General features: G+C 51.6%; 17 protein-coding genes. 10 read left to right on the top strand and 7 right to left on the bottom strand.

Features of this window, described 5'->3' with window-relative positions:
- Window positions 1–89: 89 nt before the first annotated feature.
- From BUQ90_RS08715 to BUQ90_RS08705, 3 genes are all read right to left on the bottom strand, one after another.
- The gene (locus BUQ90_RS08715) at window positions 90–1,208 is read right to left on the bottom strand and encodes an aromatic ring-hydroxylating oxygenase subunit alpha (RefSeq protein WP_074204612.1); all 1,119 of its coding nucleotides are present in this window, start codon (window positions 1,206–1,208) and stop codon (window positions 90–92) included.
- Window positions 1,205–1,336: a hypothetical protein gene (locus BUQ90_RS17920; RefSeq protein ID WP_275425810.1), complete on the bottom strand. Its 132-nt coding sequence runs from the start codon at window positions 1,334–1,336 to the stop codon at window positions 1,205–1,207. The genes BUQ90_RS08715 and BUQ90_RS17920 overlap by 4 nt, the downstream gene beginning before the upstream one ends.
- 359 nt (window positions 1,337–1,695) lie before the next feature.
- A complete protein-coding gene (locus BUQ90_RS08705) occupies window positions 1,696–2,565 on the bottom strand; it encodes a LysR family transcriptional regulator (RefSeq protein ID WP_074204610.1) in 870 nt (289 codons plus the stop codon).
- Window positions 2,566–2,779: 214 nt separating this feature from the next.
- On the opposite strand from BUQ90_RS08705, the gene BUQ90_RS08700 reads away from it, so the two are divergent.
- From BUQ90_RS08700 to BUQ90_RS17915, 7 genes are all read left to right on the top strand, one after another.
- Window positions 2,780–3,205 carry an NAD(P)H-dependent oxidoreductase subunit E gene (locus BUQ90_RS08700; RefSeq protein ID WP_074204609.1) on the top strand — a complete coding sequence of 142 codons (426 nt, stop codon included), beginning with the start codon at window positions 2,780–2,782 and terminating at the stop codon, window positions 3,203–3,205.
- Window positions 3,202–4,764, top strand: a complete 1,563-nt coding sequence (locus tag BUQ90_RS08695) for an NADH-ubiquinone oxidoreductase-F iron-sulfur binding region domain-containing protein (protein ID WP_074204608.1) — start codon at window positions 3,202–3,204, stop codon at window positions 4,762–4,764. The genes BUQ90_RS08700 and BUQ90_RS08695 overlap by 4 nt, the downstream gene beginning before the upstream one ends.
- Entirely contained in the window at window positions 4,761–7,625 is a 2,865-nt protein-coding gene (fdhF, locus tag BUQ90_RS08690; RefSeq protein ID WP_074204607.1) for a formate dehydrogenase subunit alpha, read from the top strand. The genes BUQ90_RS08695 and fdhF overlap by 4 nt, the downstream gene beginning before the upstream one ends.
- On the top strand, window positions 7,622–7,852 hold the full coding sequence (locus BUQ90_RS08685) for a formate dehydrogenase subunit delta (protein ID WP_074204606.1): 231 nt from the start codon (window positions 7,622–7,624) through the stop codon (window positions 7,850–7,852). Before fdhF ends, BUQ90_RS08685 begins: the two co-directional genes overlap by 4 nt.
- Window positions 7,853–7,856: 4 nt before the next feature.
- Entirely contained in the window at window positions 7,857–8,669 is an 813-nt protein-coding gene (gene fdhD / locus BUQ90_RS08680) for a formate dehydrogenase accessory sulfurtransferase FdhD (RefSeq protein WP_084192580.1), read from the top strand.
- Between the two features lie 97 nt (window positions 8,670–8,766).
- A complete protein-coding gene (locus tag BUQ90_RS08675) occupies window positions 8,767–9,417 on the top strand; it encodes a zinc-binding dehydrogenase (protein WP_159437075.1) in 651 nt (216 codons plus the stop codon).
- Window positions 9,418–9,802: 385 nt separating this feature from the next.
- Window positions 9,803–10,051: a PEPxxWA-CTERM sorting domain-containing protein gene (locus BUQ90_RS17915; RefSeq protein WP_074204604.1), complete on the top strand. Its 249-nt coding sequence runs from the start codon at window positions 9,803–9,805 to the stop codon at window positions 10,049–10,051.
- Window positions 10,052–10,626: 575 nt separating this feature from the next.
- Here the strand turns inward: BUQ90_RS17915 and BUQ90_RS08665 are convergent.
- Window positions 10,627–11,301 carry an FMN-dependent NADH-azoreductase gene (locus BUQ90_RS08665; protein WP_074204603.1) on the bottom strand — a complete coding sequence of 225 codons (675 nt, stop codon included), beginning with the start codon at window positions 11,299–11,301 and terminating at the stop codon, window positions 10,627–10,629.
- Between the two features lie 191 nt (window positions 11,302–11,492).
- On the opposite strand from BUQ90_RS08665, the gene BUQ90_RS08660 reads away from it, so the two are divergent.
- Complete coding sequence (locus BUQ90_RS08660) at window positions 11,493–12,374, top strand: LysR substrate-binding domain-containing protein (protein ID WP_084192579.1); 882 nt, start codon at window positions 11,493–11,495, stop codon at window positions 12,372–12,374.
- A 611-nt stretch (window positions 12,375–12,985) separates the two neighbouring features.
- Here BUQ90_RS08660 and BUQ90_RS08655 read toward each other — a convergent pair.
- Window positions 12,986–13,771, bottom strand: a complete 786-nt coding sequence (locus BUQ90_RS08655) for a helix-turn-helix domain-containing protein (RefSeq protein WP_074204602.1) — start codon at window positions 13,769–13,771, stop codon at window positions 12,986–12,988.
- Window positions 13,772–14,032: 261 nt separating this feature from the next.
- Between BUQ90_RS08655 and BUQ90_RS08650 the strand changes: the two genes are divergently transcribed.
- The gene (locus tag BUQ90_RS08650; RefSeq protein WP_074204601.1) at window positions 14,033–15,280 is read left to right on the top strand and encodes an FAD-dependent oxidoreductase; all 1,248 of its coding nucleotides are present in this window, start codon (window positions 14,033–14,035) and stop codon (window positions 15,278–15,280) included.
- 37 nt (window positions 15,281–15,317) lie between these two features.
- Window positions 15,318–16,187, top strand: a complete 870-nt coding sequence (locus BUQ90_RS08645) for an SDR family oxidoreductase (protein WP_074204600.1) — start codon at window positions 15,318–15,320, stop codon at window positions 16,185–16,187.
- A gap of 39 nt (window positions 16,188–16,226) precedes the next feature.
- On the opposite strand, the gene BUQ90_RS08640 is transcribed toward BUQ90_RS08645, so the two are convergent.
- Window positions 16,227–17,159, bottom strand: a complete 933-nt coding sequence (locus BUQ90_RS08640; protein WP_074204599.1) for an alpha/beta fold hydrolase — start codon at window positions 17,157–17,159, stop codon at window positions 16,227–16,229.
- Between the two features lies 1 nt (window position 17,160).
- Complete coding sequence (locus BUQ90_RS08635) at window positions 17,161–18,015, bottom strand: hypothetical protein (protein ID WP_074204598.1); 855 nt, start codon at window positions 18,013–18,015, stop codon at window positions 17,161–17,163.
- Between the last annotated feature and the right edge of the window lie 87 nt (window positions 18,016–18,102).

The following is an 18,102-nucleotide window of genomic DNA, read 5'->3' as shown; positions in this document are numbered from 1 at the left end:
CTTTGTGTTGTTTTGCACTGATACGTCGCAAGAAGTGAGAAGACAGCCCCTCAACCCTATTTTGATTTTCGACAACTAAGCGTCTGTTCTTACGCGGTGCGCTCTTGTTCAGCCATTAGCTTTGCGATGACTCTGCGGCAAGAACCTGTCACCTGATCACCAGGGAAAGTCACGCGGCTCTTGAGTTCTTCCTGAGTAAAATCATAGCTCGATAGGCAAGATGTCTGCCCATTGATAATCACCTTGTCCTGAGAAAAGGCAAAACTAAAAGCCTCAAACAAATTTTTGTTCACTTCATCATTACCCAATGCCAGATTTTGGCAAGCTGAGTAAAAATAATGGCACGAACTTTCCGTTTCTGGCGTCACAATATTGGCCTGCCAGCTAAGATAAAACCCCTCGTCTTTAGGTGCCCCCGCAGGCTTAATAAAGGGTTTGAACACTGTAATACACGGCGCATGCCATTCGATCGATAACAGCCAATCGAGATTGCCCTCATAGTTTTCCTGACCAAATTTCATTTTGCCCATCACTTGATGAAAAAACGGGCTCAATTGTGAATCGAGTACGTGGATCTCGGTCAATACCTTGTTTTCACTGACCTCAAAGACGCAGCCTTCCTCATTTTCTGCAAGCGAGCTCACTTTTCCAGGTCGGGCGGTTTTTCGAAACACTTCGCTCAGGCGCCCGCCGCCCAATGTTTCAGGGTGAACGAACTGAGCATGGCTTAGATCGAAAAAATTATCGTTTAGCAATTCATAATAGGCTGGAAAGGATTCCATGAGCCCAACATTGGCATCCCACTCATCGCTATCATGCATGTAAAAAACATCCGGCATAGAGCTGGTGTCGTCCGACAGCGCTGGATCTCCCATCCAGACCCAGACAAAATTATATTTTTCAAAAACCGGGTAACTTTTGATATTCGCTTTATCAGGAATAGTGTCCTGTCCAGGAATTTTCGTGCATTGGCCTTTACCGTTGAAGCAGGCACCGTGATAGCCACATTCAATGTCATCACCCTGAACGCGTCCCAGTGACAATGGTACATAACGATGGGGACAGAGGTCTTGTACCGCGTTCAATGTACCTTCTTTGGTGCGATAAAAAGCGATAGACTCATTGAGTATTTTGCGTGACAGAATTTGCCCCGGCTCGATTTCTTTGGTTTCCGCAGCGACATACCAGTAGTTTCTTAAAAATTTCATGATAGTGGATCCATTTTTCGTTGATTGACTAGCGTATCAACACCGTTTCGGAACAGGCCAAGGGCAGCATCTGAACGCGTTGGTTCTGGGCCTACTGCTAATAAATCAAGTGCAATGATCACCGCCATTGTGCTCCTCTCCTATTTTGCACAAAATTTGTGGTGTTGCGATTTTAGAAGCCAATACCTTGTCGATCACAAATCGATACCGATACACAATGGGCTCGATCTTCAGCTAGTCATGGGCGTATTTGAAAAGCCTTATCGGATTGCTGAGATACAGAGCAGGACTATAGTTCTCAAAAACACCCTGTTTGCCTAGCTTCCGCCCCGTCTCCAACTTCTCATGCCCGGGCTCAATCGCCGGAGTTTATGCGCCTGGCCGAGCCACCGCAAAAGAAAGACACCAAGAGAATATCATGCCTAAAGTCGATGACCTGCCATACTATGCCGATGCTGGCTCTCAGCCAGAAAGCCAGCTGTCAACTCTATAGAATCTCCATTTTCAAAACTTCAATCAATGACTTAACTCTCGGTAGCACATGCTTTCTATTCGGATAGATCGCCCAGATCGGTTCATCTTCAATACTGTACTTATCAAGGATCGATTGTATTTTTCCATCGCGAAGCATGTCATCCAAATAGTGGCCTGGCAGCTGACCAATACCCATATCAGCCGTGACCGCCTCCAGCACACCCTCACCGCTGTTACATCTCCATCTACCTTTTGGATGAAAATCTACTTCTTCACCAACTTCATTCTTAAAATGCCACACGGAACTGGTCCCACGCACACAATTATGCTCGATTAAATCACTGACAGATTTCGGATAGCCGTATTTATCTAAATAGCTTTTCGATGCGAATGTAACCAAGGAGCGGCTTCCTATTCTTGTCGCTATCAATTTGGAATCCGGGAGATGTCCAGTTCGAATTGCCATATCAAACCCCTCTGCAATCAAATCGACAAGCCTATTTGTGAGGTCGATCCAAATAGACAGGCTTTCAAAATTTTGCGCGTATTTTCGGACGATAGGAATTACAAATTTGTGACCAAGTGAAGCGGAGCAAGTTATCCGCAATTCGCCTTTTGGTGCGCCATCGGTAGTCATTAAAGCAAAAGCGTCGTCTCGATCTTCCACTAATCGCCGAAACGGATCTACCAGCGCGCGGCCTGCATTGGTCAATCGAAGTGATCGCGTCGTACGGTCAAAAAGGCGAGCGTCTAATTTTCGCTCCAACCGCGCAATCGAACGGCTAATATGTGCATTGGAAAAGCCCAATGCTCTTGCAGCACCAACAAAGCTGCCAGCTTCGACGACAGCGACAAACTCCTCAACCCCATCCCAAGCAGACATACATTATTCCTGTAATGTAATTATGTTTTACCAAAATATCTATTTATCACTCTAAGGTAACAATACTATAGAAATCGGAAAACAGGAGAATTTTACCGATGAAGGCGCATACATCCGTTTCAACTGGTTACCGAGCGCTTGTGATTGCGGGTGCCAAAATAGCAGCTAGATCCTTGGCTGATCCAAAGAAGTCATTGAATGGACGTTTAAGCACTTGACCCTATCAAACCGCCTAGCCGAAATCATCGCGTCCCATAAATGGCGCGAAGGCCCATTATTACCGATCCTGAATGATATTCAGGCAGAATTTGGTTATGTTAATGACGACGCGAAACTCGCTCTGGCAAAAGCACTCAACTTAAGCCGAGCCGAGATACATGGTGTGGTGAGCTTCTATCATGATTACCATGAAAAACCCGCAAACCTACCCATCGTAAAATTATGCGGCGCAGAAGCTTGCCAAGCACGCGGAAGCGATGCGCTGATTGCTGAGATTTCCGAGTTTGCCAAAGGAAAGTGCGCGATAGAAACTGTCTATTGTTTGGGCCTATGTAGCGTTGGCCCCAACGCGATTGCAGGCGGTGATGTGTATGCGCGTTTAGACGTTCCAGCCCTCACTCAAATGATCAAAGACCTATGACAAAAATATGCATTTCAGATGACGCTTTGGCCATTGCCTGCGGAGCAGATAAGATTGCGGCCGCAATTGCTAAAGCAGCTCCAGACGCCGCAATCGTTCGCACTTCCAGTTGGGGCATGCATTGGTTGGAGCCTCTGGTTGAGGTGGACGGCATTGGCTATGGCCCAGCCACAATCGCCGACATTAGCGCAATTTTGGATGGAAGTTCACCGCTTAAAATCGGCCCCATTGCAAATCATCCATATATAGCAAAACAGCAGCGCCTTACTTTTGCGCGCGCAGGAAAAACCCGCCCGACCAGTCTTACTGATTATAAAGCAAGCGATGGCTGGACCGGCTTAAAGACAGCTCGCGAATTAGGCAGCGACAAGATAATCAAAACAGTTGTCGAAAGCGGCCTTCGCGGACGCGGAGGTGCAGGCTTCCCCACCGGTATTAAATGGAAAACGGTCGGCGAAACTATTTCCAAACGAAAATATATCGTCTGCAATGCAGATGAAGGCGACAGTGGAACCTTTGCTGACCGGATGCTCATGGAGGGTGATCCCTTTTGTCTCATAGAAGGCATGGCCATCGCTGGACTCGCAGTTGGAGCGAAAAAAGCCTTCATCTATGTTCGCAGCGAATATCCCCACGCGATCGCCAAGCTCAATGCTGCGCTTGCCGTTTGCGGGCATATTATCGCGCCATTTGAAATTGAAGTTCGAGTTGGTGCCGGTGCATATGTTTGCGGTGAAGAAACATCCTTGCTCAATAGTCTTGAAGGCAAGCGCGGCGAAGTTCGCGCAAAGCCACCTATTCCTGCGCATGAAGGCCTGTTCGGTATGCCAACCGTGGTCAATAATGTCCTTACACTAGCGGCTATCCCTTATATTCTGACGCATGGCGCGCAGGCCTACGCCGATTATGGCATAGGGCGCTCTCGGGGAACAATGCCAATCCAACTGGCAGGGAACTTAAAATATCCTGGTCTATATGAAACCGCCTTTGGCCTAACACTGGGTGAACTGGTCCATACAATAGGCGGTGGCACACAAAGCGGCAGACCGGTGAAAGCCGTCCAAGTCGGCGGTCCGCTCGGCGCCTATCACCCCCCTGCCCAATTTGACACCGCCTTTGATTATGAAGCTTTTGGTGAAGCGGGGGGGCTCATCGGTCACGGCGGCATTGTCGTATTTGACGAAAGTGCGGATATGCTCAGGCAAGCGCGCTTTGCAATGGAATTTTGTGCTGCCGAAAGCTGCGGAAAATGTACGCCCTGCCGGTTAGGGTCTGTGCGTGGCGTTGAACTACTCGACAATATCAAAAATGGCGGCCGCAAGGCGAACGACAGGGTTGAGAGCCTGTTGCAAATGCACAATGCACCAAAAGATACAGCGCGCAATGTCAGTGATGAAATATCGCTCCTAACCGATTTATGCGAAACTATGGAGTTCGGTTCGCTCTGTGCTTTGGGCGGGTTTGCGCCTTATCCTGTAATGAGTGCGATTAAGCACTGGCCTCACGATTTCGATATCGGTGAAAATCTGTTACAAACCGGGAAGAAGGAAGTGGTATGACCTATCAACCACAAAAGGATTTGGGCACACCTCAATCCAAATCGAAGGACGTGGTAACGGTTTCCATAGATGATAGAGAGATAACGGTGCCAGCCGGAACCAGCGTGATGCGCGCGGCGGCAGAAATGGGCACCAGAATCCCGAAACTCTGTGCCACTGATAATATCAAGAGCTTTGGCAGCTGCCGGCTTTGTCTGGTAGAAATTTACGGACGGCGCGGAACGCCTGCAAGTTGTACGACGCCAGTTGAAGATAATATGGTGGTAAAGACACAAACGCCGTTGCTGCAAAAGCTACGCAAGGGAGTGATGGAATTATACATCAGCGACCATCCGCTCGATTGCCTGACTTGCAGCGCGAATAACGATTGCGAATTGCAGGAACAGGCAGCCAATGTTGGCCTGCGCGATGTGCGCTACGGATATGAAGGCGCAAACCATCTGGGCGAAGCGAAAGACACTTCTAATCCCTATTTTGATTTTGATCCCTCCAAATGCATCGCCTGCTCGCGCTGCGTAAGGGCATGTGATGAAGTGCAAGGGACATTTGCGCTAACCGTGGATGGGCGCGGCTTTGCTTCAAAAATTTCTGCGGGCTTGTCTGATGATGATTTTCTATCATCCGAATGTGTCTCTTGCGGTGCCTGTGTGGAGGCTTGTCCAACCGCTACTTTACAAGAAAAATCCGTTGCTGAAATTGGCTTGCCTGATCGCAGCGAAATTACAACCTGCGCTTATTGTGGGGTTGGTTGCACCTTCCGAGCTGAAATGCGGGGCGAGCAATTGGTTCGCATGGTGCCGTGGAAAGACGGCAAAGCCAACCATGGCCATAGCTGCGTTAAAGGGCGTTTCGCATGGGGCTATGCCAATCACAGGGACCGGGTCACAAAACCGATGATCCGCGAAAGCATCAGTGAGCCGTGGCGAGAAGTAAGTTGGGGCGAAGCGCTGAGTTATGCGGCGAGTGAAATTAAACGTGTTCAAGAAAAATACGGCAGGCTAAGCGTCGGCGGGATTACCTCGTCACGTTGTACCAACGAGGAAGTGTTTCTGGTCCAGAAATTGGTGCGCGCAGGATTTGGCAACAATAATGTCGATACATGCGCGCGGGTTTGCCATTCACCCACCGGCTATGGACTGAAAACGACCTTTGGTACCAGCGCCGGTACACAAGATTTTGACAGCATCGAGCAGTCTGATGTCATTTTGGTGATAGGCGCCAACCCAACCGATGCGCATCCTGTCTTTGGCAGCCGCATGAAACAGCGATTAAGAGCTGATATCAGAGATGGTGGGGCGAAATTAATCGTTATCGATCCTCGTCAAATTGATCTCGTGCGCTCCCCTCATATTAACGCTGAACACCATTTGCCGCTGCAGCCTGGCACCAATGTTGCGGTTCTCACCGCCTTGGCCCATGTGATTGTGACCGAGAGACTGACAGATGAACAATTCATCCGTGAACGTTGTAATTGGGAAGAATATAGGGAATGGGCGGCGTTTGTTTCAGATGATCGCCATGCCCCCGAGACACTAGAGCCGGTAACAGGCGTATCCCCTAAAGACCTGCGCGCCGCAGCGCGACTGTTTGCGACGGGCGGCAATGGCGCGATCTACTATGGCCTGGGTGTGACTGAGCATAGTCAAGGTAGCTCCACCGTGATGGCAATTGCGAATTTGGCTATGGCGACCGGCAATATTGGCAAGCCGGGTGTCGGAGTAAATCCCTTGCGAGGGCAAAATAACGTGCAAGGTGCCTGCGATATGGGAAGTTTCCCGCATGAACTGTCCGGCTATCGCCATGTTTCTGATGCCGACGCGCGCGCAATGTTTGAGGCTGAATGGGACGTGCCGATTGACGCAGAACCGGGGCTGCGCATCCCCAATATGCTGGATGCAGCGGTCGATAATGAGTTTAAAGGGCTTTATGTGCAAGGCGAAGACATCTTGCAGTCCGACCCCAATACCAAGCATGTTTCGGCGGGGCTCGCGGCGATGGAATGCGTGATCGTCCATGATCTATTTCTCAACGAGACAGCGAATTACGCACATGTATTCCTGCCCGGATCAACCTTCCTAGAGAAGACCGGCACATTTACGAATGCCGAACGGCGTATCCAAATGGTCAACAAAGTGATGGCCCCGAAAAACGGACTCGAAGATTGGGAAGTTACACAGGAACTAGCTCGTGCAATGGGGCTGGACTGGAATTATGAAAACTCCTCGCAAATCATGGATGAGATTTCCCGATTGACACCTTCATTTGCCGGCGTAAGTTTTGATCGTCTGCAGGAAGAAGGATCAATGCAATGGCCGGTCAACGAAAGTTCTCCTAATGGCACGCCGATAATGCATGTTGATGATTTTGTGCGCGGCAAAGGCCAATTTGTTGTCACTAACTATGTACCAACTGACGAAAAAACCGGCCCGCGCTTCCCGCTATTGCTGACAACCGGGCGGATACTGTCTCACTATAATGTCGGTGCGCAAACCCGCCGTACCGAGAACACCGCATGGCACCCAGAAGATTTGCTGGAGATGCACCCCACCGATGCGGAAAATCGCGGCCTTCAAGAAGGCGACTGGACCAAGCTATCAAGCCGGTCTGGCGAAACAACTTTGCGTGTAAAAATAACCGAGCGCATGGCTCCCGGCGTTGTCTACACCACCTTCCACCACCCGGCGACACAGGCCAACGTGGTGACGACCGAACATAGCGACTGGGCGACAAACTGCCCGGAATACAAAGTGACAGCAGTGCAAGTCACCGCTTCTAACGGCCCGACAGATTGGCAAGAGAACTATGAAGAGCGAAGCCAAAAATCGCGCAGAATCGATACGCATGGTGAGGCTGTTGAATGAGTAGTGCTGATCATCTTGTCTATATGGCAAATCAGATTGCTCGCAATTTTGGTGCATTAGCAGATGACGCTGCCGCCACAAAAGTGGCTGAACATATATTGCTTTATTGGGATCCACGCATGAAAAGTCGGATTGTACAATGTGCAAAAAATGAGGTGTCAGAACTATCAGCAGTAACGGCTGAAGCTGTTCGTATCGTTGCTGATAAAACTACGTCAAACGGCTAGATTTATGGAGAATAGTCCTCGAGCCACAGGTAGTGATACTGCCGAGACTGTAGAAGCTCGGCGGATATATTCCGATGATAAATCTGACGAAAAAATCCAGCGCAAAATTGCCATTGAAGCGCCAATCTCTGTGGAATTTAACGGGATTGGTTATGCTGTCATGATGGCAACTCCAAGTCACCTGCGGGATTTTGTTATCGGATTTGCAACCAGCGAAAAGCTAATTGAACATCCCGATCAATTGTCTGCGATTGACATATCTGCCGTTGAAACGGGCTGGATCATCCGCGCAAATATTGTAGCGGAGAAAGCCGAAGTCGTTTTTGAACGCGCGAGAACGCGGGTTGCGGAAAGTAGCTGCGGGCTTTGCGGGATTGAGAATCTAGAAGTGGTTGGACGGCCTTTGCCGCCCGTGCCTCATCACCAACCAATAGCCGATGATCATATCTTCCGCGCCCTAGCCGCGCTGACCGATCATCAGCAGATCAATGCTGACACCGGAGGAGTTCATGCGGCCGCGTGGGTCGATGAGAACGGAGCGATAGGCTGCGTTCGAGAAGATGTTGGCCGGCACAATGCACTCGATAAACTAATCGGTGCAATGAGTTTGGAAAACCTACCTCTATCATCTGGCTTCATCCTCACCACGTCACGCTGCAGCTACGAGATTGTAGAAAAATCCGTAGTTGCCGGCGCAACAACACTAGTGACAATATCCGTGCCAACCAGCCTCGCAATCGCCCGCGCAAAATTTTGCGGACTTAGCTTAGTTTCCCTAGCCCGGTCTGACAGTGCTTTACGATTTCTATGTAGCTAATGACTAAGTCTTTGGGTCGCTTGGCACGCGAACGAGAGCACGTGCCGAATATGTGGCTGTCGCACAAGACTGCGCAATCACTCTAAAGCCTGAACGCTTGTCCATCACAGAAAATGCATCGCCTGTCTTCGGAGGACCTACTGCCCTCCATTTTCTAAGGGACAAGGCGCGCCTTCAAATAGGCGAACATCTCCTCATTAATGGTGCGACCGGATCAGTCGTTGCTTCTTCGATCCAGATCGCAAAATGTTTGGGTGCTAAAGTGACAGCAGTCTGCAGTTCCAGTCGATTTGAGTTTGTAAAATCGGTCGGCGCAGATCATGTCGTTGATTATCATAGCGAGGAATTTACTTTGTGCGCAGAAAACTACGACGTGATTATGGACAATGTGGGCAATGCCTCGTGGGCACGTTCGAAACGCGTTCTCAATCAAAATGGCCGGTTGGTGCTCGTCTCAACGGACCTGCCCGGCACAATAGGTCGATTACTGACGCCAGTTCGTGCTGGCCGCAAAATCATTGTCGGGGTTGCAGAGGGTACATCTGCATCCGTTGGTGAGCTCGTGCAATTAGCCAATTTAACTGCCATATTATCAGCTATTGCGCCCATAGCGGACATTAGCTTTGCGTCCGCTTTGTCCCGAAATCGGACACTCAAAATTGCAATTCGAACGTTTGTTAGTCTGAACCGTAATATTCTCGCTAATGCGGATATTGAGCAAAAACCTCGTCGTATGTGGGAGATTTGATCCCCAAAAGGCTGATCTCGATCTCCCCCAAGCCTTCACGTCCATCGTGAATGTCAACGCCAACACATTCGATCGGTGTTTGTAGTAGACATTCAATGAATTGACTGACTACTGTGAATCTCGGGTCCGAGAACAGGAGTGCAAAGTGAGTAGAACTACATTTGCTATTGGAACAATTTTGTCATCTTTTCTGATCACCGTTCCGGCGAAAGCTGCGATAATCTATGAGTTCGATTGGTCTCCAAATATCAACTTTGTACTTGAAACCCCGGATTTCGTTACACTTGACGGGTCGACGCGACATGCATCCGAGTTCACCAGCTGCTCTTCTGTTTTTGGGGATTGCTGGAGATTTCGGCTGACACAGCGAGCATCATACGACGAAATGAGGTTTTTCTCAAAGCCCAGCCCATCTGTAAATGTCGTTTCAAACTTGAGTTTTGATCTCGGCGCGTTTCGGCGCGTAGGTGTCCACAGAGATCTAAATGGTCGAGGAGTGCTGACCGTAACAAATACCAATCCGGCACCAGCCATACCGGAACCCAGTACATGGGCGATGCTAATTCTGGGATTCGGTACTGTGGGTAGCTCTTTACGTCGCCGAAAAACGCGTTTGCAGCTAGGTTATTCGTAACGCACTGGTGCTGATTGGCCGCTGCCCGCAGAATGCTGAGAAGCGGCGAAGCAACAATCAAAAAACCTCGCCAAGAACAAACGCAGCAGGGCAGTGGCCTAGTGACCAAGTGAAGCGGTTAAACGGCAACTTTCCGTTTGAAAGGAACACAGCCTGAGGCTGGCGAGAATAGAACATACCGCTGGTTTTTTGCGCAATCAGCTGTCTTTGTTGGCCTGTTCGGGGTTTCGCCGCTGTAGTGAGCAACGCCCATTACGTAGATTGGATGGAGGCCTATCTCGCCTGCTTCGAAATACTGAAGGTCGTCACCTTACAAATCCGGATCACCGTCCATCTCGTCGAGACGCGCAATCATTCCGTCAACCAACAGATTGATAGCGGGTCGCGGTAAGCCGTCACAACGCTAATGTCCGCTTTGGGCGCAAAAGCGGACGTTAGAAAACCAACAGTCGAGGTTCAACTTGCGCCCCACTTACGGACGTTCGTTGAAGCCGAAACCTGTGTTTGCTTTGCGCCCACTTTAGGTTATTTCCCGGACCGCCTGTCGGCAATCAATCATGCAATAGGTTTGTTGCTCATGCCGCTGCCTTACTTTTCTCGGCGTCTTCTTCATCCTTTCCGATTAGTCTTTCGACCAACAGTTCGACTGCTGCAGAGGCGCGCTTACGCGATGCTTCGAATCGTCCGTCGCCAAACTCCTGATATTCGATCCCGATATGGTGGAATTCCTCCACTCCCAGATATTGCGAGGCGGTCCGCACATGCGGTGTAAGGTTGTCACGGCCTTCGTTGTGCTCGCCCGGGCCGAAGCCGAACTCGCCCCAAGAGGTAAGCAGAACGAGAATTTTGCCAGAGAAAACCGGTTTGAGCGGTGTGTCCCCACGTGCAAGGTCGAAGGTAAAAGTCTTGTCAATCCTGACGACCTGATCAAACCAAGCTTTGAGCGCGGCTGGCATTCCATAATTGTACATCGGCGCAGCTAGGACGATTAATTGTGCCTCGTTCACTTCGGCAATGAGTTTGTCGGAAAGGGCGAGAAGCCGTTCCTGCTCTGTCGAGCGTGTCTTGGCAAACGCGGCGGCAATCCAATCCTCAGATATGATGGGCGGCGGGTTGCGACCAACGTCGCGCTGAACGATACCGGCATGCGGACGCCTGGACATCCAGTTGTCGGTGAATTTGTCCGCCAGGGAGCGAGTAAGAGACCGTGAGGTTCGCGCGCTGGCGTCGATACGAAGCAGTTGGGTCATTTCGTGTTTTCCTTTATTTGCAGAGGATCGTCATGCGACCTCTATGGATGAACAGATTATTATCTCGGCTTGATCCAAGTCGACGCCGGAATCGCTTTGATTCCATAGGAAATCTAACTACCCTCCGCCGGATCGACAAAAGGTAAGATTTCAGTTATAAATGAGCAAAATTCATCTATAGGAGCCGTTCCTTGAACAGTTTGTCGATCTCGCTTCCTGCGCTTCGATCCTTCGACGCGGCGGCCCGGACGGGCAGTTTCAAGGATGCAGCTAGTGAACTGGGCGTTTCGCCGACAGCGGTCTCGCATCAAATCCGCACGCTCGAGGAGCAATTGGGCGTTGCGCTGTTTGTCAGGCAGATTCGTAAAACCGTCCTCACACGCGAAGGAAGCCGGCTCGCCGGTGCCACTTCAAGGGGCTTCCGCGAAATCTACGACGCTCTCGAAGAGATGCGAGACGTGTCATCGCGTCTCACGATCGCAACGACACCAGCGTTCGCAGCGCTATGGCTGGTCCCTCGCCTGGCAGATTTCGAAGCCAAACACCCGGCCACCAGTGTCCATATTGAGACTTCGACCCAGATGCTGGATCTCGAGCGTGACAGGCGGATCGATGTCGCCATCCGCTACGGGACTGGAGAGTATCCCGGGCTGGAGACCTTCTCGTTCGCAGAGGAAACATTCGGCGCTTTCGCCAATCCAGAGTGGTTGCAGGCGGGCACCCGGATCGAGGACGCGATCTTGATCGAAACACGATGGCGCTCGCGTTCCCTGATGCCGGTTGGCTGGAACGACTGGCTTGGCGCGCATCGGCTTGACCCCGCTAAGTTCACGCGGCGTCGTAGCTTCGATCAGGAGCAGCATTCACTTCAGGCGGCATTGGCAGGGCAAGGCCTGGTTCTTGCGAGCAGTCTGCTAGCAGGGGACATGCTCAAACGAGGCTGGCTCGAGGAATACCGTCGCGAGAAGCGGATTCCGGGCCTAAGCTACACAGCGGTTTCGCGGGTTGGTCAATCGGAGAGGCAAAAGGTGCGTCAATTCTTGGCTTGGCTCAAGGAGGAAGCAGACGGGTAATCCTCATAAATGTGAGCACAGGGAAAGCTTGATTTGTAAATAGTCAACGCAGATAATCCGGTATTTGATCACCAGTGCGGGATTGCGAACTGAACCAGCTACACCTCGCCTATTCTGCAATCTGTTTAACCCTCAGTTTTAGACCACGACTAGCTATTCTTCGCTTTCTACCGTCCGCTTTCGGGATGTTTCGGACGATTGCAATCTGCTAAAGATGTTTTGAGACGTGGCAGAGTGGCTGATTGCGGGTGCCCCCTTAATTGGGAGCACTCTGGAGCTTTAAAAATTGGGCTCCACGCGGGTTCGAATCCCGTCGTCTCTCAAAAGACTGGCTAGTGTCCGCTTTCGGGATGAAGCGGACAACATCGAAGTATCGGATTTTGGGGCGCAAGTTAGTCGTTCGTTTTGCAAAAACTTTTGTGCCGCCTCTCGCCCCGGCGGTAACCAATGCGATCTTCGCCGCCAGCGGCAAGCTGGTCAGACAATTGTCGTTGTCGAAGCACGCATTTGGCTAGCGATTGTAAACCGCAATTTTGTGTTTGTTGTTACATTGCAACAAATTGAAATGACGTTATCCAACCTGCATCTGGGTGCAAAAGCGGAAAGTGTGATCAGCTCGATGAGCCCGACTTCCCGATAAGCTCAGCCGTTTCTCTCATTTCATCAACATATTTTTCAGCGGCCTCGGCAACGGACATGGACGACGAGAAAAAGATCAAGCCAAGGCCTCCTGCAAGTTTCCCATCCAGAAAAACAGGTACGGCCAGCGAAGACGTCTTGCCGGGGTTCTCCGTATGTTGATTGTAAGCATGATACGCATATCCTTTCGTACGAATATCGTCCAGCAACACATCATCATCCCGAAGCAATAGCTTTGCCATTTGATCAACTTTGTCATCGAGTTTTTCGAGACTGGAGATGATGCTGATGCGCTCTTCTTCTCCACAAAATGCAAGATAAACCTTTCCGACCGAGCATTCCAGCAATGGCAGAGTGTATCCAGGCGCATAGTTGTTGAATGTCAAGGTTGTGAGACGATGGGTGGAATCTCGCACCATCATCCGGTTTCCTACGCGGGTGGTTATGGTGATGGGCCATCCCACCTTGTTGCAGAGCTTGACGATATGGGGACGGGCGCAAGACACGAGTGCATGCTCTTCCTGATATCCTGCGGAAAGGGTCTGCACCAGCGCGGTTGGCCGATACCGTCTGCCGGAAGACTCCCTTTCAACCATGCCCAACTCGACGAGGGTTTCCACAATTCGGGAAACGGTGGGATAGGGTAGCTGCGTGGATTTGCTAATATCCATCAGGCGCATGGAGCCAGAACGGTTTATGGCCTGCAATACGCTAAAGCCCCGGTGAATCGATCGAATTGTATAATCATCCTTGGCCATGTTTATCCCTTCTCCTGCACGAACCGTGATGCAATTCTAGGCGGGAATACCCTGAAGATATAGAATAATATTCACCTGGTGAGCAAAAATACTGCTTGCTGAATTTTGGAAAACTGTGCGCTGGGCCGGTGGACAATCACTAGGCGATTATTTGAACTTTTCGATCATGTCGCGTCCATGACGAGGCGGTAACAATCGATCACGGGGCCAAAGAACAGGATCCGAATCCTCCCCAAAAACTCCTTTGGAGACACTATCACGATGAATACTCAGACTGCAGGAATCGAACCCATATTTCCACAGCGAAACATTCCCCCGGTCTTGATCGCCGGGGCTGGCCCTGTGGGGTGTCTTGCGGCGCTTTACCTTGCGCAGCACGGGATACCGGTCATATTATTTGAGGGAAAGGAGGAGTTGCCGATTGATCTGAGGGCTTCCACCTTCCATCCTCCCACCCTGGATCTGCTGGACAAGGTCGGCTTGACCGAACGGTTGATTCCGCAGGGGTTGATCGTCCGCGAGTTTCAGTTTCGGGAACGCAAGACCGGAGATGTCGCCCGGTTCAACATGGCGCGGCTCAACGGGGAGACCCGCCATCCCTACCGGCTCCAGTGCGAACAGTTCAAAATGACCAGAACCGCTGTGGAAATGCTGGCGCAGTACCCACATGCGGAAGTGCGCTATTCCGCGGGAGTGGTTGGATATCGCGAAGATGGCGAGAGCGTGGAAGCGCTCATCTTTGACGGCGATCATGAAGAGCGCGTTCGGGGAAGCTTTCTGATCGGCGCAGACGGTGCGTCCAGCCGGATACGCCAGGCTTCCGGAACCAAGTTTGAAGGGCTGACATATCCGGAACGTTTTCTGGTTGTCTCAACCAATTTCCCGTTTGAGCATCATTTCGACAATCTGAGTTGGGTCAATTACGTATCAGACCCTGACGAATGGTGCGTGATGTTGAAAACTCCCAGCCTGTGGCGCATTCAGGTGCCGACCCCGATTGATGCAAACCCCAAAGATCTGCTCTCTGATGCATTTATCGAAAGCCGCTTGCAAAGGCTGCATGCGAAAGAATCTCCCTATCAGATCGCCCACCGCACCCTCTACAAGGTCCATCAGCGCGTGGCGGAGACCTACCGGGTTGGCCGGAGGGTACTCCTTGCCGGCGATTCCGCTCATGTGAACAATCCGCTTGGCGGCATGGGCATGAACGGCGGTGTGCAGGACGCCTACAATCTGTGTGAAAAAATCGTCGATATTGTTCATGGGCGAGCAAATATGGATCAGGCTCTTGATTTGTATGATCTCCAGCGCCGGACAGTGTGTGTCGATTTTATCCAGAACCGCACCAAGGAAAACAAGGCGATGATGGAAACCAAGGACGCATCCCTTCAGGCCGCGCGCCAACGCAAGTTCATGGAGATTGTCGGGGATCCCGAACGGGAGAAACAATATCTGATGGAATCATCGATGATCAAGTCCTGGCGGACATCCTACGCGATCGCAGCCTGATTGCAGGAACCAGAAAAAACAGCATCTGAGGAAGAGAATGAACCGGAATTTACTTTTGTTAACAGGAGCCAATGGGCGAACAGGGCGAGCCATTTTGAAAGCAATGGTTGACCAGCAGCTTCCCGTCCGGGCCTTCATTCGCGATTCCCGTCAGGCAGAGGAACTAGAGCAATTGGGGGCGAGCGAATGCGTGTCAGGAGACATGACCGACCCGGGTTCCATTGCCGCGGCCATGAAAGGTGTTTCAAAGGTTCTCCATATCGGGCCTCCCATGCATCCCGAAGAATTGCCGATCACACAGAGTTTCATCAAGGCCGCCCGGACTGAGGGCGTGGATCACTTCATCTACTATTCCGTCATGCATCCGCTGCGCCGTGACGTCCGCCACCATCGACTGAAGCTTGATGCCGAGGAAGCCCTGATTGAGTCCGGTTTGCCTTACACAATATTGCAGCCGTCGCGTTACATGCAGCACCTGGTCCCGATCTGGAAAAACGTGACGGAAGATGGCGTGCATGCCATGCCGTTCGACGTCACCAAGAAATTCAACGTCGTGGACCTGAATGATCTTGCCGCTGCCTGTGCCGTGGTCGCATCGTCAGATGATCATCTCTATGCCACCTATGAACTCGCCGGGCCGGAAGCACTTTCGCAGGAAGATATGGCCGCGACAATCTCGGACGTCATTGGACGGGAAGTCACAGCGCAGGCTGTACCGCTGGACAAAGTCGCAGAGAAAGCCAGAGCGGCCGGTGCGGATGCGGACCGGATCGAGCAGATGCTGGTCATGAACAAACATTATGATGAGTACGGGTTCCGGGGTAACCCCAACATATTGCAATATCTTATCGGACGCCCGGCTTGTCACTTCCGTGCCTATGTCACGCAGCTTGCCTCTACCCCATGATGACCGCCAAGGTGCCCTTCCAGTGCAAAGTGGAGAAGGTTAGGGCGTTATGGTCTGGTAAAAAAGATCGATATCGGCATTGATCTGTGCCGCGTTATACCATTGCACCATCGACTTGTAGCCGGGATAGATCTTGCTTGTCGATCGGGCGATCAGGGACTGGATCTGGTCGACATCACCCTTCTTTGGCGACAGGCTTTCTCCTCCGTTCAGGAACAGAACTTTCCGGTCGATATCCTTGACCAGGTCCGAATTGTCCACGGGATGATCCCGCAAATGCCGGCGAACATAATGGGGTACCAGCATCGCTGACAATTCGACCATTTCCCTCTCATCCGCGGGCAACTCCTCATAAGCAGACCAGTAGTCGACAAACTCATCGGTCCATTTTTTGATTGTGAAGATATTGGCGGATCGCGAGAGTTCGATACGGGCCATTCGCTCTGGTGTCTCCGGCGGTGGCGGAGGAGGCGGCAGCATTCCGCCAATTGTTTCAATCAACACAATGCCCGCAACATTGTCGGTGCCAAAGTGCCGCACATAGTCCATGACAAAAAGGCCGCCATAGGACCATCCCACGATCAGAGGGCTTTCGACCTCCGCTGCGCGCAATGCGGCCGCAATATCCTGCGCAACCAGTCCTGTATCCGTGTAGGCTTCCCGGTTCGCCGGTTTCCCCGAACTGCCATGTCCGCGGATATCCACCGAAACGAGCTTGTACCTGTCGCCAAGATCGGAGTGCAGTTGCTTCTGCCAGTTGATGGTGCTTGCCAGAAAACCGTGTACGAACAAAATCGGACGGCCTTGCGGATTCCCGCTGATTGTCACTGCGATGGGGACATCATTTCCGCCCTTGGTCATGATGGTTTCCGAGGTACGGGTCGCCACCACGTCTTCCGCAACGGCCTCGGACATGGACAGCGTCAAGGCTACCGCTCCCAGAAATGCCGTAAATTTTCTGACCTTCATCATGCTAAATCCTCTCGGGATATAATTGCCCGATTGTTTTTTGAAACTCCGTTGGCAATGCCTGCGCGCCACCGATGATCTTGCGGCCTTCCTTCAGGGTGAGAACCTGTGTCTCGTCCCCTTTTGCGATCCCCGTCCACGGGAATACCGAGGCCCGCAGGAAAGACGTGTAGCTGTAGTCGGCGGCAACGGATGCAGTTGCCGGATCCATCAAGGCATCATGATCCACGCGGAAAACTGCCGTGTCGACATGTGGCTGATGCGCGCCTTCTCCGGAACGCGGATCAAACATCACAAACCCGATCTCGCGGCCCATGCGGTAGTGCGGCTCATCCTGCTGGAAAATGATATTCGGTACCGGATTAGCCGGGTCCAGCGGCAGCCCCGAACCGCCGAAGATGGTATGCTCCACATCCACATCACGTCCCAGATAGGCATTGTGATATGTGGTGACCGGTTGAAAGTCATGCGGGTCGACAGGGATCCGCGTGAACAGTGCTTGAACGGCTGCCTTGTTGGGCTGGTTTTCGGGATCCGGTGCCAGCCATATTGTCATCAACTCCAGTTCCGCCAGAATCTGGAATGGGACCTTGCCCGGAGGTGCCAGCATGTGTCTTGTCATCATGGCAATGTGCACGCGATCACCCGAAAGACAGGCAGCGGCCTTGGCCCGGGCGAGCAGCAGCTCCTGCGGATTGGTGAGATCGAAGTTTCCGGTTTGATCGAACAGCAGTTTTGTCTTGTCGACCGGCTTGTTTCCCAGCACCTGCTCCGGAGGTGCGATCAGTCCGCCTGCGACCAGTGCAGCACCACCGCCCAAAATTGCACGCCGGTTTGGCAGGATCGATTCACGCGCCATTTTGTTCTGGCCCCGGACTTTCGATTGCTAACATGGCCCTGAGCCTCCATCCATCCATCTCACTCTCCATTGTCACAATGACTGCTG

The organism is Parasphingorhabdus marina DSM 22363 (assembly GCF_900128895.1).
Classification (GTDB): domain Bacteria; phylum Pseudomonadota; class Alphaproteobacteria; order Sphingomonadales; family Sphingomonadaceae; genus Parasphingorhabdus; species Parasphingorhabdus marina.
This window is presented reverse-complemented; position numbering and strand designations above follow the sequence as displayed.